Below are 14,456 nucleotides of genomic sequence, written 5' to 3'. Positions count from 1 at the left end.
ACGAGACCGACCGACCGAGAAAGCATCTGACATGGCAATCAATCTGGAACTCCCCCGGAAGCTGAACACCACGATCGACCAGGCCCACCAGGCCGCGGCCGAGATCTTCCGACCCATCTCGCGCAAGTACGACCTCGCCGAGCACTCCTATCCCGTCGAACTCGACACTCTCGCAAGCCTGTACGACGGCCTCGCCGAAACCGGCCAGGCCGGTGCGGGTGCCGACGGCGGACGAAGCCAGGAGAAGAAGGCCAAGCCGGAGCGCGAAGGCGCAAATATCAACGGCGGCAACATGCAGTCGGTGATGAATGTCATCGAAACATGTTGGGGCGACGTCGGTTTGACGTTGTCGATGCCCTATCAGGGACTGGGCAACTCGGCCATCGCCGCTGTCGCCACCGACGAGCAGCTCAAGCGCTTCGGCAAGGTGTGGGCCGCCATGGCCATCACCGAGCCCAGCTTCGGCTCCGACTCGGCGGCGGTGACCGCCACCGCCAAGCTCGACGGCGACGAGTACGTGATCAACGGCGAGAAGATCTTCGTGACCTCCGGTTCGCGCGCCACCCACATCGTCGTGTGGGCGAGCGTCGATCGCAGCCTCGGTCGCGCGGCAATCAAGAGCTTCGTCGTGCCGCGCGAGCATCCCGGCGTCGAGGTGGTGCGACTCGAGCACAAGCTCGGCATCCGCGTCTCCGACACCGCCGTGATCCGCTTCGAGAACTGCCGCATCCCCAAGGAGAATCTGCTCGGCAGCCCCGAGGTGGACACCAAGAAGGGTTTCGGCGGGGTCATGCAGACCTTCGACAACACCCGCCCGCTCGTCGCGGGTATGGCCGTCGGTGTTGCGCGTGCCGCCCTCGAGGAGTTGCGCCGCATCCTGGAGGAGGCGGGCATCGAGATCGACTACGACAAGCCCGCCGAGAACCAGCACGCCGCAGCCGCCGAGTTCATCCGGATGGAGTCCGACTTCGAGGCCGCCTACCTGTTGACGATCCGCGCCACGTGGATGGCCGACAACAAGGAACCCAACTCACTCCAGGCGTCGATGGCCAAGGCCAAGGCCGGCCGCACCGTCACCGATGTCACCAACAAGGCCGTCGAACTGACTGGCACGCTTGGGTATTCGGAGCGCCTGCTGCTCGAGAAGTGGGCCCGCGACTCGAAGATCCTCGACATCTTCGAGGGCACCCAGCAGATCCAGCAGCTCATCATCGCGCGCCGCGTGCTGAACAAGAGCAGCGCAGAACTCAAGTGAGACACTGACTCTCGACGAGTCACGAGCCCTGCGGCACTATGCCGCAGGGCTCGACTCTTTCCCGACCGCCGACCGAGCAGCCCTCCCGCTGATCGAGCCGCCCCACCGCTGATCGAGCCGCCCCACCGCCGATCGAGCCGCCCCAGCGCCGATCGAGCTGCCCCCACCGCTGATCGAGCGCCTTACCGCTGATCGAGCCGCCCCTCCCGCTGATCGAGCTTGTCGAGATCACCCCACCGCCGGCCAGCTCACACCACCCACGCGAGCGCGAGCCCGACGGCGCAGGCCGCAGTCGCCGCCGCCACCGAACCCACCGCGTTGCACAGCGCGAGCCCGCCTGCGCGCCGCTCGGCCAGGCGCACGGTCTCGACGCTCGCCGTGCTGAAAGTCGTGTAGCCGCCGCAGAATCCGGTCCCGACAATCGCCTGCAACTCGCTCGGCGCCCCGTGGTAGATCACCAACCCCGCGAGCACGCCCAGCAGCAACGAGCCGGAGACGTTGATGATCAGCGTCGCCCAGGGGAACGTCGTGTTCCGCCAACGTTTGATCGCGACATCGACGACGAACCGCGCCACGGATCCGAGCGCACCTGCGATGAGTATCGCCAGCACCGTCACGAGACACCGCCTCGCCGCACCGCATTCCTTCGACCCGCCGCCCCCGCCACGACGATGCCCGCCCAGGCGCCGAGCACGCCGAGCACAACGCTGAGAACCGCATACGCGATCGCCACGCCGGGCGCCCCATGATGGCCGAGTTGGGTGGTCTCGAGCGCGAACGTGGAGTACGTCGTGAATGCCCCGCAGAGTCCGGTGCCCGCAAAGACACGCACATTGCGACGCCAGCCGTCGTCGGGACCCACAAGTGCCAGGAACCCCAGCAACCCGCCGAGCACGAACGCACCGCTGATGTTGATCGCGAACGTCGCCCACGGCCATCCGGTGCCGAACGTGGGGAACGCCTCCTCGATCACATAGCGCAGACCCGTTCCACAGATCCCGCCGAGGAAGACCAGTGCGATCGCTCCGAACTGCAGGTGCAGAGGACGGTCGGCCGGCGCGTCGGGATCGATGTCCGCGATGTCACTGCCCGATCTGTTGCGCGAGCCTCGCCAGGACGTCCGGATCCTCGATGGTCGACGGCACGGCGTACTCCTGGTGATCGGCGATCTGCCGCATGGTCTTTCGCAGAATCTTGCCCGATCGTGTCTTCGGTAGCGCGGCAACCACGGTCACGTCGCGGAACGTCGCCACCGGTCCGATCTCGTCGCGGACCTTCGCGATCAGCTCGTCACGCAGCGTGTCGGGTTCGATCTCGACACCCGACTTGAGCACCACGTAACCACTCGGGCGTTGACCCTTGAGATCGTCGTGGATACCGATCACGGCGCATTCGGCGACCGCGGGATGCGACGCCACGACGGCCTCGATGCTTCCGGTCGACAGGCGATGCCCGGCGACGTTGATCACGTCGTCGGATCGTCCGAGGATGAAGATGTAGCCGTCGTGATCGATGTATCCGGAGTCGCCGGTCAGGTAGTAACCGGGGAAGGCGTTGAGATAGGAACTGCGATAACGCTCTTCGTCGCCCCACAATCCGGTCAATGTGCCCGGCGGCAACGGCAGTGCGATCACGATATTGCCTTCGACGCCCGCATCGACCACGTTCCCCTCGGCGTCGACGACACCGACTCCGAAGCCCGGGACGGCGACGGTCGCCGATCCCGCCTTGACCGGCATCGGTTGCAGCCCACGCAGATTGGCCGCGATCGCCCATCCGGTCTCGGTCTGCCACCAATGGTCGATCACCGGTACACCGAGCACGTTCGACGACCAGGCGAGCGTGTCGGGGTCGAGTCGCTCACCCGCGACGAAGAGCGCGCGGAGCGACGAGATGTCGTACTGGTCAAGAAGTTTCGCGTCAGGGTCGGTCTTGCGGATGGCCCGGATCGCGGTCGGCGCGGTGAACAGCGCTTTGACCCGATGCTCGGCGATGACTCGCCAGAAGGCTCCCGCATCAGGTGTGCCAACCGGTTTGCCCTCGTACATCACCGTCGTCGCGCCGACGAGCAGTGGCGCGTAAACGATGTACGAGTGGCCGACGACCCACCCGACGTCCGATGCGGTCCACCAGATATCGCCAGCGCCGATGTCATAGATGTTGGCCATCGACCAGGTCAGTGCGACAGCGTGCCCGCCGTTGTCGCGCACAACCCCCTTGGGCTTTCCCGTGGTGCCCGACGTGTAGAGGATGTAGAGGGGGTCGGCCGCCGCGACGTCGACGGGTTCGGTGAGGCCGGCCACCTCCATCTCGGCATCCCAGTCGAGCCAGGTGCGCCCCTCTTTGCTCGACGAGCCATAGTCAGCGGCGGAGCCCGCCACTTGCGGGCGATCCTTCACGATGACCGTCGAGACGGCGCTGTCTGATAGGTCGAGGGCGCTTGCCACCATCGGCAGATACTCGACACTGCGTCCAGGCTCCAGACCGCCCGATGCGGTCACGATCGCCACCGGCTCGGCGTCGTCGATGCGTGTGGCGAGTTCGGGGGCGGCAAAGCCGCCGAACACCACCGAATGCACCGCGCCGAGCCGCGCGCACGCGAGCATGGCAATGGCTGCCTCGGGGATCATCGGCATGTAGATGATGACCCGGTCGCCGCGCGAGACACCCCGGCGGCGCAGCACGTCGGCGAATCGTGAGACCTCTAAAAGCAGCTCGGCGTAGGTGTACTCGCGGATCTCGTCGACCATCGCGGAGTCCCAGATCAGCGCGAGTCGGTCACCGTGTCCCGCAGCGACGTGTCGATCGAGCGCGTTGTAGCAGGTGTTGAGTCGGCCATCCGGGAACCAGCGATACATCGGCGCTGCCGAATCGTCGAGCGCGACCGTCGGTGGAACCGACCATTCGACGTCGGCCGCGGCCCGCAGCCAGAAGTTCTCCCTGTCGTCGACGCTGCGCGCAAAAGTGTCGTCGTAGCTAGCCATCGAACGCTCTTCTCGCGCTCAGTCCAGGTACTTCTCGACAACGTCGGCAGGCCTTGTTGCCGCGGCGTCGGGGTCCTGGCCGGCGTCACGTTTGGCCTGACGCTGCCGCAACAGGTCCCAGGCCTGATCGAGGGATACCTCGATCTTCGACAGGCGCGCGTTCTCCTCGTCCGGCGTGATGTCGCCGCGCCCCACCTTGGCACGAAGTTCGTGCTCCTCGGCGATGAGGTCGTTGATGTGTTCGTGGATTTGCTTGTCGGTCGCCATGACCCCCACGTTAGTCCCGACGATGCGCCACGAGCCGCAAATGTCAGACCGCAGCCTCAAATGCCGCCACGATCTCTGACGAGATGCGACCGCGGTTGCTGATCTCATAACCGTTCTCGCGCGCCCACGCTCGGATCGCCTGCGTGCGCGGATGCGCCCGCTTGGAGGGTCGCTCGTTGCCCGAACCATTCGCAACGCGAGAAACTGCAAGATACTTCTGAAGAGATTGTGCGAATTCCTTCGCATGCGCAGGTGACGTGTCGAACTCGTACTGTTTTCCGTTCAGACCAAAAACAACGGTCACCGCTTCGTCCAATTCAGAACCGTCGAGATCGTCGACGAACCTGACTATCTTCTTTGTCGCCATAGTGGCGGTCCCCTCCCTCGTATTACGCCGGAACCCGACAACCCCGGCGGCACCCGTGACTCGACGCAACCCTTCAGTGACGAGCATCACTACACCAGGTCAGTGCACTGTGTTCGCACACGTCACGCTGCCGACCGCACGGTTCACCCCCCGGACGGACCGTGCGCCTGTTGCCCCTACAACTCACAGCACACGCATTGTCATCGAATCGGAATGAGTATATCGAATCTCCGATTGAAGGTGCCCATCAACGCGTCGGATTGTCGAATTCACATAAAGCCAAAGTGTGCCGCTCGCATCGCAAAGTGAAGAATCGACGTGAGCCTAAGACTGCCACCACCGGCCGCTCCGGTGTCTAGTAAATCGGGTGTTGTTCATCTGCATCCACTGCGGGGAGGTGTGGTGAGGGCGATCTATCCCGACGCTCGTGACACGGATCGGGTCCTCGACGACGTCGTCAACCAGTCACTCGCCCACGACCATCGCCACTTCGTCGTCCGGAGCGGACGTATCGTGCGCTACCACCCGCTGGTTGCCGGCTTCATCGGCCATCCGCCGGACATCACGACGGAGGACTGGCACGATCTCACCCTGCTGGTGCCGGCGGGCGTCCAGTTCACACTCCGCGATCTGACGCGGCCTCCCGAGGCAGGCTTCTCTGTTGTCGCTCGCCACGTCGCAGTCCAAATGACCGGCGAACACGTCAATCCACCCCCGCGATCTACCACCGGGTCGCCGCGGATCGAAAAGCTGACACCCGACGACGTTCCCGAGATGCTGGCGCTGGTCGAACTGACTCGGCTCGGCCCCTTCCTTCGACGCACCATCGAGTTGGGCGGGTACGTGGGCATCCGCCACGAGGGCGCGTTGGTCGCCATGGCTGGTGAACGCCTCCGCCCACCAGGATGGTCGGAGATCAGCGCGGTCTGTGTCCACCCCGACCACCGCAACCGCGGATACGCCTCCGCTCTGGTCACCGCAGTCGCCGCGGGCGTCCGCGAAGCCGGGCGCATACCGTTCCTCCACGCTAATGGACTGAACGAGAACGCAATCCGACTCTACGAAGCCCTCAGATTTCGTCATCACAGAACGGTGACGCTGACCGCCCTCCTCGCGCCCTGAGAACACCAGAACCGCTCCGATTCCAAAGCTTCTCGCGCGCTTGATGATCGGGAAACATGACGTCGGCAGCAGCAACGATGTTTGCCTGCCAAGACATGTGACCGATGGGAGATGCGCGTGACTTCTGCGGCGAGACCGCCGATCAGCGTCACGCTGCCTGCCAGTGTGGATCTCAGTTCTGTTCGTACACTGCCGATTCCGAGGTGGACGGCCACGACGGAGAAGACGCAGTCCAACGGTTCCGAACGCGTCTCCAAGATCACCTGGCAGGCCAACACACCCGAGAGTGGTCTCAAGCCAACCGAATACGGCGTCTTCGCGTTCTCCGGCGGCCGTTGGCCCGCAGGCACGACGTCGGTCACGCTCCCCACAGAACAGCGTTACGCCAACGGCACCGTCTTCTCCTAGAACGAACAGGCGGCCGACGCCCAGACGGAACCAGAACACCCCCGCACCCGTGGTGACACTCGTCCCCGAGTCTAGCGGCCACGACGCCGCACACGGTGCGGCGCCGTCCACCGATGCGAACTCGATTGTTGCTCAGCAACAGTCGTCAGACGGGTCGACGTGGTGGAAGGTCATCACCGTCGTCAGCCTGGTGATCGCCGCCGCCGCGGTACTTGCCGTCGCGTCACTCTGGCGCCGGCTGGGCGGCGACATCACGCCGGGGAGTGCGAGTGCGAACGCGCCGGAAGATTCAGACGGCGCAGACAGCGCGGCTGAGACGGATACCGCAGAGCACGCGAGCGTCGGATCCACGGCAACTGCCGACATCGGTGAACGGCGCCGACCGGGCTGGGCGCGCGACGCCGACCGGAGAAACACCTGCACGACGCCGTGATAGCTCACCGAGAACTTCCGACAGGTCATGCCCAATGCTGACGAGGACGACATCGGGCGAACCAGGACCTGCACATAGTCGAATGAAAATCGAAACATGTTTACCCACGCCTAGAGTTCACTGCAAGTACCGCGCTGTACTAAAGGATTCCAACCATGCAGTCGCCAGACCGTGCCATCGTTCATGGCTCGACGCGGATAACCACGAATCGCCGCAACCAGAGGAATTCTTTGAACGGATCATCCAGCCTCATCGGCATGCTTTCGATTTGGCTCGTTCTACTCGGGGCGCTCCTCCAGAGTGAAATGATTTACCGCAAAGTGGACGACGGTTTCCAGCGCCAACTGAGCTATCAGGTCGAGATCCAGGTCAGGAGTTCGGAATGGGACGCAAATAGGTCAATTATTCAATTTTCATCACATAAAGTGTGAGTCAACTGAGATGTCTCGTCGAGTCATTCCAGCAACCTCCTGGCCCACAGCCCAGGTTGGAGTTCAAGATTTGTGCAAGTACATACGCTCAATACCAATACCAAGATCTGCCACTGTCTGAAATGTCTCTTCGACGCTATTGTCTGTAAACATTTGACTTGCATCTTGCGAGCGATCGAAGTACGAACCAGTCAAGTTGTGAGCAAACTGGTTGCGCCTTCGAGCCACTAAAGCAAGCTTCTTCCGGAACAACTTCAAGTCTCGCTTTTCACAGGTGCTCGAGTGCTCGCCTAGAAAATAATCTGCGCGCTTCTGCAATCCAGAATTTGTAGCCGCAGAACGCTCATCCAAGTCTTTTAACAGCGATTCTAGTGCCGCAACTGCCGCCACGGTTACGGCACCAGCCACGGTGTACAGACTCTCGTTTAAGATTGAAATATTTCCTTCAACCAGGATCTTCCTTTCAGCTCCCCAACCGGCTGTCGCGTACGTATCCGATTCATTGTCAGCAAGGATCTGCTCGCGAAACTTCTCAATTTGGTTGCGAGCCGCGCGATAGACCAATATTGCAGAGCTTAGACGATCAGCGAAAAGAATAAACTGAACCACATCAAACTTATGGAAATCAAAATAGATATCCGAAGCCGATGATGGCTCATCTTGCTGAGCAGCCCAATATAGTTCCACGACCTCACCGTGGGTCATGGGATGAGAAAGATCGATATCTCCATCTTCAGTCCCATGATAGTAGCCGTGCATAATCCGGCTACTATCATCCGACGCATCACTCACTCTTTGATGATAGCAACACAAGATCCGTTCGCGGTACCCGATAGTTGTGCTAGCGGTTCTAGAGCCAGTTCCTGCTTGCTGTCGGAACTGATCTCGTCAACTGTCGATCGCCAACAACAGAAGCTGTCCACAGATGATGCCAGGTAGCCGCAGTCAGCAAGTTCTTGGCCGGAGTCCGGCAGCCAGCACCGAATGCCAGCCTCGATGGTTGTGCTCGCATATGAAGCCTTGACGGCCTCGTGAACCTCGGGTTTAGGCCAAAATGTGTACGAAGACCGTGATTTCTGGGTCCTGACCTAGGGCGACGGGGGTCTGAACATGCTCTGAAAGCACGTTCAGTGTGTCAGGTCCCAGGAATGCCCCGGTGTGTGGTGTACGCGGCGCCTGGCTCGTCAAGAACGGCACGACCAGCGCCGGTCGCACCGCTGGCGCTGCACGAGTTGCGGGGCATCGCGTACACAGTCACGCACCGATATCACACGCAAAGCCCAACCCGACGCGTTTGCGAGTTGGCTACTCGAGGGCCCCCGACCTGCCGAACTATCGTCAAGTGGCTGCACGTTCCGCCGAGACACCGCGTGGTGCTGGAAGATCGAGGTCCCACCACCGACCCGACCCCACCGCAGACGCCGGCCGGCCTGGTGCTCCTCGACGGCACCTACTTCCAGTCGTGGTGTCTGCTGATCGCCTTCGACGGCGGCCACGTCTTGGATTGGCAATGGTGTGACCACGAGAAGAAGATCGCCTGGCAGCAGATCCTGGCCCGCCAACCCGCATCGCGGTCATTGACGGGGGCGTGGACCGGCCGCCGCGCTGGCTGACGACAGGCCCAACACCCGGGTCCAACGCTGCTACTTCCACATCTTCCAAACCGTCCGCCGCCACTACACCTTCCGGCTCCGGCTGGAACCCGGACGCTAGATCCTCACCCTGACAACAGCATTGATGAATTTCCGTAACGCAGACCAAGCTGTGCTGCGGCTGGCAACCTACCACGACTGGGAACAGCGATGGAATCACTACCTACGGCACCGCACCTACGCCTGCACACGCACCGAACGCCCCACCGGGGTCCCTGACACCAGCACCTGGTGGTACACCCACCGCGACCTGCGCACGACCCGCGGTCTGTTCCGTCGACTCATCGCCAACAACGAACTGTTCACCTGGATCGACCCCACCCTCTCCGACGACAGCCACCCACTGCTAGCCACCGCCTCGCCCCTAGAAGGCAGCCGAACAAAGCCCTCAAAGACCTGTTCCGCGCACATCGAGGCCTCTTGACCGAACACTCCCGACGGGCGCGGGAATGGAAACTCAACAGCCTCACCGCCCAACCCCCACAAACCCAGGAGCCTCGTCCGGGCCGAGCACTACAACCCGCGCCCATGCCGTCAACGCCGAACCCCTCGGCCCCACCGTGGGTTCGAGCTACAGCTGGGAAGACGGTAACGGCCTCCAACACGGATGGGGCGGCAGATCCCGCTAAACCAACCCCAGACACGCCCAGGCCATACAGACATTTTGGCCGGTTGCGCCCCATTCCGCACTGAGCCGACCCGAGAAACGAATCCGGCCCCGCCGAGACGATTTGCATCGTCCCGACGGGGCCGGTTCCTAGTAGCGGGGACAGGATTTGAACCTGCGACCTCTGGGTTATGAGCCCAGCGAGCTACCGAGCTGCTCCACCCCGCGTTGGTGAACACCACGTTACAGGTGCGTTCGGCGCAGATGCAAATCCATTGCGCCACCCCTTCTGAACTGCGGCGATGCATCGAAAAGTGGGGTCGGCGAGCGTCGTGGTGACCGACGACACATTTGCCCGAATCACCCCGCCGACCGCACGCCCATCAGACCCGCGAGTTGCTGCGCGAGCGGATACAGATTCAGCTTGTCGGGGTCCTTCTTCGGCATCGAGTCCCACGGCTGCGGGGTGTCAGGGTTGGCGGTCGAGACTCGTTGTGCGCCACGGACGGCCGTCGGGTTACCGAAGGGCACGGTGCAGCGCGCCTCGGTGTTGAACGGGAACTCGTCGTAGTTGATGTCGAAAGTCGGCTTCTCACGTCGAACACGCGCGAGCATCGCGTTGGTCGACTCGTAGCCCTGCGTGCACGCCGGCGGGTTATTGGTCTCCAGGACGACGCCGAAGTGGATCTGACCGTCGCCCGGCGCCGTCGTATGCCCCTGCGCGGACAGCAGACTGAGCATCGCGAAGGTGTTCCCGATGTTGTAGCCCGCGGGCTCGATGGTGCGAGCTACCTCGGAGAGTTGCCCGACCACCTTGCCGATGTCGCCACCGTTGCGCTGGATGAGTGTGGAGATCTGCGTGGCCGATGTCGTTCCCGTCGTCAGCAGCCTGCGCAGATCGGGGTCCGACGACGCGAGCGTCGCGGTGATCAGATCAAGGCTGCGCGACCACGCCAGGATCTGATCCGACTGCGCCGCTTGCGTCGCGAGCACGGAGTCTGCCGAATTGATCAGCGAGATCGCCTGCGGCAGTGAGTCAACCCCGGCGCGCGAGAGCTTCCCCAGCGAGTCGACGAGCCGTGTGAGGTTATCCGCCTGCCCGTTGAACGCCGCGCCGAGCTGGGTGATCACGGTGTGCAGATCGTCGATCGGAATCGACGAGGTGAAGTCGAGCGCCGACGACACGACGTCCTCGATCGGCGGCGGGACGGAAGTCTTGGTGATGACCGATCCGTCGTGCAGGAATGGTCCGGACCCCGACTGCGGTCGCAGATCGACATACTGCTCACCGATAGCCGACCGATTCGCCACCACGGCAACCGAATTCGCGGGTATATCGGGTCCGGAGGATTCGAGGATCAGCGGCACGGTGACCCCGTCCGACCTGAGCGCCAGTGTGCCGACACGACCGACCGGCACGCCCATAAAGGTGACCTCGGCGTTGGTGAAGATGCCACCGGACTCCGGTAGATGAGCGTCGACCGTGTAGATCCCCACGCCGACAACACGATTGAGATGCACGTAGCGAATGCCCGCAAAGATCGACACCACAAGCCCTGCGATGATCAGCACAGCGATCTGGATTCGAGCGAGCCGACTCAGCGGTGGCATCTTCCCCGACCTCCCCAACGAACAATCGGCACCCGGCGAATCGAGCACTCGCGATTGTCACATTAGCCATCGGCATCGACGATGCTTGCATCGTGAAGGACCGATGTGATGGTCCCGTGAAACACGGCATTCAGTGCGCCAGAGCACATTTGGGCGCACGATGAGACCGGCAAGACAGGACCCACAACGACTCTCGGCGTCGGACCGCTATGGTCCGACGCCGAGAATCACCGTTGCTTGAGGTCAGTTACCCGCGGGCAGTGACTCGTACTGCTGAACAGCCTTGTTCAGCCGGTCGAGCGCCTCGCCGTAGGCGGTGAAGTCGCCTTTGGTCTGCGCATCCTTCAGCTGGCCGAGTGCAGCACCGATCTCCTTCACCGCGGCCTCACGCTGAGGTGACGAAGGCCCCTGCTGGGTCGGTTGTGTCGGCTGCGCGATCGGCTGTTGGCCATCGTTGCCGACATCGACCGGCCCGTTCTCGGGTGTCGTCGCCTGGGCGGGCGAGATGCCCACCTGCTTAAGCGCCTCGGCCACCGTCGCCGCGTAACCCACGCGGGCCTCGTCGCTGGCCGCGTTGAAGTAGACCAGCACGCGGTAGAGCTTCGGTATCGCGGAGTCGTCGGTCTTCGACTGCGTATACATCGGCTCCATGTAGAGCACGCCGTTCTGTCCCACCGGAAGGGTGAGCAGATTGCCGTAGGTGACCTTGGTGGTGTCCTCGACCTGTTTTCGGTCGGATGCCACGGGTCCGGCGCTCTTCATGTTCTCTTGTGCCTGCTGCGGTCCGACGGTCTGCTTGGTCGTCGGCAGCGTCTTGACGGTGATCTTGCCGTAGTCATCGGGGTCCGACGACGCCGTCATGTACGCCGAGAGGAATCGGCTGTTGAAACCGTTCATCACCGTCGTCAACTGGAACTCGGCCTGCGGCCCGCGCGGCGAGGCCGCGGTGAAGTAGTACGGCGGCTGGCTCAGGCCCTGCTGGGTCGCGTCATCCTTTGTCGGGTCGTTCGGGATCGACCAGAAGTCGTTGCTGCGGAAGAACGTTCCCGGGTCCGACACGTGGTAGCGCGACAACAGCGCACGCTGGATCTTGAACAGATCCTCGGGGTAGCGCACGTGCTGCTTGAGGTCTTCCTGCTTGTCGAAGTCGCTGCGCGGCTTGACCGTTCCGGGGAAGACCTTCATCCAGGTCTTGAGTACCGGGTCGTTCTGGTCGACCTCGTACAGGGTCACCTTGCCGGTGTAGGCGTCGACGGTCGCCTTCACCGAGTTGCGCACGTACGACACCTGCTTGTTGACCTGCGTCCTGCCGGTCTGTCCGCGGTTGAGCTCCTGGGCATCGGTCGTCGCATCCTGCAGCGACGTCTTCTGCGCGTACGGGTACGTCGCAAGGGTGGTGTAGCCGTCGACGATCCACTTGATCGACCCGTCGGCCATCACCGACGGATACGTCTTGGAGTCCACGGTCAGCCACGGTGCGACCTTCTTGACGCGGTCGCGGGGGTCACGGTTGTAGATGATCTTCGAGTTCGAGTTGATCGCGTTCGACAGCAGGATGTTGCGTTCGGTGTACTTGACCGAATAGAGGATCCGGTTGAACCAGTTGCCAAGTGAGACACCCGAATCGGCACTGTAGGTGTAGTTCTTGCCGTCGAGGTCGTACTCGCGGTCGCCTTCTGTGGAGCCGACGATCGCGTAGTCGGGATCAACCTTGGCGATCAGCTCGCCGAAGTAGATGCGCGGCTGGCTCACCTTGATCGGAGCATTGGCCTTATAGTCTTCTGTCTGGTAATTCTCCAGGTCGCTCACCGCGAACACCGGCAGGCCACCACGATCACTCTCGGCATCCGACGAAGCTTCGTCGACGGTGTTCGCCTGCGCCGCAATGAATCCGTTGCCGTGCGTGAAGACGGTGTGCTTGTTGATCCAGTTCTGCTGGTTGGCGTCGAACTTGCTGGGATCGAGTTCGCGTGCGGCGACGATGAAATCGCGCTGCTGACCGTCGACGGTGTAGCGGTCGACGGCGAGCTGCGTCGGGAATCCGTAGAAGTTCTTGAGCTTTTGACGCTGGGTGAATGCCGGCTCGATCACGTTGGGATCGAGGACGCGGATGTTCGACAGCGTTGCGCTGTCATTGTTGACCGCGACAGGATCGGCCGGTTGTTGTGTCCAATTACGTTGATATTCGACGTTGGTCCCGTCGACGAGCCCGTACGCCTGTTTCGTCGCATCCATATTGCGTTGGATGTATTCGAGTTCTTTCTGGGCGGCGTTCGGCTTGACCGAGAACTGCTCCATTGCCAACGGCCAACCGACGCCCATGACGAGCGCGGTGAACAACATCAGCACGGTCGCGAGCGCAGGGACACGCAGATCGCGCATCACCGCGCCCGCAAAGAATGCGACGGCACAGATGATCGCTACGACCATGAGGATCAGTTTCGACGGCAACACCGCGTTGATGTCGGTGTAGCTCGCGCCGGTGAAGATCTCCTGCTTGCGCTGACTCGACAACAGCGAATATCGATCGAACCAATACGACACCGCCTTGAGCACCAAGAAGGTTCCCGCGAGGACTGCCAACTGAATACGCGCGGCGTTGGTGATCGAGTTGCCTCCGCCACCGAGACGAATGCCGCCGAAGAGGTAGTGGGTGATCAGGCTCGCGAAGAAGGAGATCACCACGACCACGAACAGGATGTTGAGCACGAACCGATAGAACGGGAGGTCGAAGGCGTAGAACCCGACGTCGAGGCCGAACTGTGCGTCGCGTTGCCCGAATTCGGTTCCGTGCAGGAAGGTCTGCACCGTGGCCCACGACCCCTGCGCGACGAGCGCGAAGATCAGTCCGATGAGGATCGGCGGGATGATCGCGTACCAGCGGATGTGGCCCATGATCGAGGCCCGGTACCGGGCCAGTGGGTCATTCGGACCGCTTGCGGGCACGAAAACCGGACGCGACCGATAAGCCAGCGCAACGGCTCCGAAGATCAGACCGCCGGCGAGGACGCCGACGATCAGGAAGAGCGCGATGCGTGTCCAGACGATCGTGGAGAACACCTCGGTGTATCCGACGTCGGACATCCACAGCCAGTCGGTGATGATGCTGACGAGCCGTGGCCCCACCAACAACACCACGAGGATGGCGACACCCACCCCGATGGCAATCTTGCTTCTGCGCGACAGTGTCGGCATGCCCGCCGGCCCGCGTACGCCCACTAACCCACTCTCCCAGTGCCATCGTTCTCGGTGCGATCGTTGTTCTCAGCGCGATCATTGCAGGGCGGTCCCGGTTCGGTCATTTCGGACATCTCCGGGG

Annotated in this window: 13 protein-coding genes, 1 tRNA gene and 1 pseudogene; 6 read left to right on the top strand and 9 right to left on the bottom strand. The window is 62.5% G+C overall.

Annotated elements, in window-relative coordinates; all coding sequences use genetic code 11:
• The first annotated feature begins 31 nt into the window (after window positions 1-31).
• Window positions 32-1,255, top strand: a complete 1,224-nt coding sequence (locus ACRVY7_RS15230) for an acyl-CoA dehydrogenase family protein (RefSeq protein WP_049698991.1) — start codon at window positions 32-34, stop codon at window positions 1,253-1,255.
• A 248-nt stretch (window positions 1,256-1,503) separates the two neighbouring features.
• Here ACRVY7_RS15230 and crcB (ACRVY7_RS15225) read toward each other — a convergent pair whose 3' ends face one another.
• Genes crcB (ACRVY7_RS15225) through ACRVY7_RS15205 form a run of 5 tightly spaced genes read right to left on the bottom strand, consistent with a single transcriptional unit; the run spans window position 1,504 to window position 4,873 of the window.
• Window positions 1,504-1,872: a fluoride efflux transporter CrcB gene (crcB, locus tag ACRVY7_RS15225; protein WP_431817659.1), complete on the bottom strand. Its 369-nt coding sequence runs from the start codon at window positions 1,870-1,872 to the stop codon at window positions 1,504-1,506.
• Window positions 1,869-2,381, bottom strand: coding sequence for a fluoride efflux transporter CrcB (gene crcB, locus ACRVY7_RS15220; protein ID WP_431817873.1), 513 nt, complete (start codon window positions 2,379-2,381; stop codon window positions 1,869-1,871). The genes crcB (ACRVY7_RS15225) and crcB (ACRVY7_RS15220) overlap by 4 nt, the downstream gene beginning before the upstream one ends.
• Window positions 2,338-4,239, bottom strand: coding sequence for a propionyl-CoA synthetase (locus ACRVY7_RS15215; RefSeq protein ID WP_431817658.1), 1,902 nt, complete (start codon window positions 4,237-4,239; stop codon window positions 2,338-2,340). The genes crcB (ACRVY7_RS15220) and ACRVY7_RS15215 overlap by 44 nt, the downstream gene beginning before the upstream one ends.
• Before the next feature lie 18 nt (window positions 4,240-4,257).
• Complete coding sequence (locus ACRVY7_RS15210; protein ID WP_049698988.1) at window positions 4,258-4,506, bottom strand: DUF2630 family protein; 249 nt, start codon at window positions 4,504-4,506, stop codon at window positions 4,258-4,260.
• A 43-nt stretch (window positions 4,507-4,549) separates the two neighbouring features.
• Window positions 4,550-4,873, bottom strand: a complete 324-nt coding sequence (locus ACRVY7_RS15205) for a histone-like nucleoid-structuring protein Lsr2 (protein WP_049698987.1) — start codon at window positions 4,871-4,873, stop codon at window positions 4,550-4,552.
• A 402-nt stretch (window positions 4,874-5,275) separates the two neighbouring features.
• On the opposite strand from ACRVY7_RS15205, the gene ACRVY7_RS15200 reads away from it, so the two are divergent.
• From ACRVY7_RS15200 to ACRVY7_RS15185, 4 genes are all read left to right on the top strand, one after another.
• Entirely contained in the window at window positions 5,276-5,995 is a 720-nt protein-coding gene (locus tag ACRVY7_RS15200) for a GNAT family N-acetyltransferase (protein ID WP_431817657.1), read from the top strand.
• A 117-nt stretch (window positions 5,996-6,112) separates the two neighbouring features.
• Window positions 6,113-6,403, top strand: a complete 291-nt coding sequence (locus ACRVY7_RS15195) for a DUF1775 domain-containing protein (RefSeq protein ID WP_431817656.1) — start codon at window positions 6,113-6,115, stop codon at window positions 6,401-6,403.
• A 49-nt stretch (window positions 6,404-6,452) separates the two neighbouring features.
• Window positions 6,453-6,836, top strand: coding sequence for a hypothetical protein (locus tag ACRVY7_RS15190; protein WP_431817655.1), 384 nt, complete (start codon window positions 6,453-6,455; stop codon window positions 6,834-6,836).
• A gap of 155 nt (window positions 6,837-6,991) precedes the next feature.
• On the top strand, window positions 6,992-7,267 hold the full coding sequence (locus ACRVY7_RS15185) for a hypothetical protein (protein ID WP_431817654.1): 276 nt from the start codon (window positions 6,992-6,994) through the stop codon (window positions 7,265-7,267).
• Between the two features lie 63 nt (window positions 7,268-7,330).
• Here the strand turns inward: ACRVY7_RS15185 and ACRVY7_RS15180 are convergent, their stop codons facing one another.
• Entirely contained in the window at window positions 7,331-8,059 is a 729-nt protein-coding gene (locus tag ACRVY7_RS15180; protein ID WP_431817653.1) for a hypothetical protein, read from the bottom strand.
• A gap of 340 nt (window positions 8,060-8,399) precedes the next feature.
• On the opposite strand from ACRVY7_RS15180, the pseudogene ACRVY7_RS15175 reads away from it, so the two are divergent.
• A pseudogene (locus tag ACRVY7_RS15175) lies at window positions 8,400-9,548 on the top strand (IS1249 family transposase).
• Window positions 9,549-9,680: 132 nt separating this feature from the next.
• Here the strand turns inward: ACRVY7_RS15175 and ACRVY7_RS15170 are convergent.
• The 3 genes from ACRVY7_RS15170 to ACRVY7_RS15160 all read right to left on the bottom strand — a co-directional run bounded on the left by ACRVY7_RS15170 (window position 9,681) and on the right by ACRVY7_RS15160 (window position 14,356).
• Window positions 9,681-9,754: transfer RNA gene (locus tag ACRVY7_RS15170), tRNA-Met, on the bottom strand.
• 132 nt (window positions 9,755-9,886) lie between these two features.
• Complete coding sequence (locus tag ACRVY7_RS15165; RefSeq protein WP_431817652.1) at window positions 9,887-11,137, bottom strand: MCE family protein; 1,251 nt, start codon at window positions 11,135-11,137, stop codon at window positions 9,887-9,889.
• Window positions 11,138-11,380: 243 nt separating this feature from the next.
• Window positions 11,381-14,356 carry a UPF0182 family protein gene (locus tag ACRVY7_RS15160; protein WP_049698984.1) on the bottom strand — a complete coding sequence of 992 codons (2,976 nt, stop codon included), beginning with the start codon at window positions 14,354-14,356 and terminating at the stop codon, window positions 11,381-11,383.
• Between the last annotated feature and the right edge of the window lie 100 nt (window positions 14,357-14,456).

The sequence above is a fragment of the Gordonia jacobaea genome, from assembly GCF_965344965.1.
GTDB lineage: Bacteria > Actinomycetota > Actinomycetes > Mycobacteriales > Mycobacteriaceae > Gordonia > Gordonia jacobaea.
The sequence above is the reverse complement of the archived record's forward strand: the minus strand, read 5'-3'. Positions and strand labels throughout refer to the sequence as shown.

Excerpts from the sequence above, each read along its gene's own strand:
- ACRVY7_RS15230 (WP_049698991.1), top strand. The coding sequence starts at position 32 with ATGGCAATCAATCTGGAACTCCCCCGGAAGCTGAACACCACGATCGAC.
- ACRVY7_RS15215 (WP_431817658.1), bottom strand. The coding sequence starts at position 4,239 with ATGGCTAGCTACGACGACACTTTTGCGCGCAGCGTCGACGACAGGGAG.
- ACRVY7_RS15210 (WP_049698988.1), bottom strand. The coding sequence starts at position 4,506 with ATGGCGACCGACAAGCAAATCCACGAACACATCAACGACCTCATCGCC.
- ACRVY7_RS15205 (WP_049698987.1), bottom strand. The coding sequence starts at position 4,873 with ATGGCGACAAAGAAGATAGTCAGGTTCGTCGACGATCTCGACGGTTCT.
- ACRVY7_RS15185 (WP_431817654.1), top strand. The coding sequence starts at position 6,992 with ATGCAGTCGCCAGACCGTGCCATCGTTCATGGCTCGACGCGGATAACC.
- ACRVY7_RS15165 (WP_431817652.1), bottom strand. The coding sequence starts at position 11,137 with ATGCCACCGCTGAGTCGGCTCGCTCGAATCCAGATCGCTGTGCTGATC.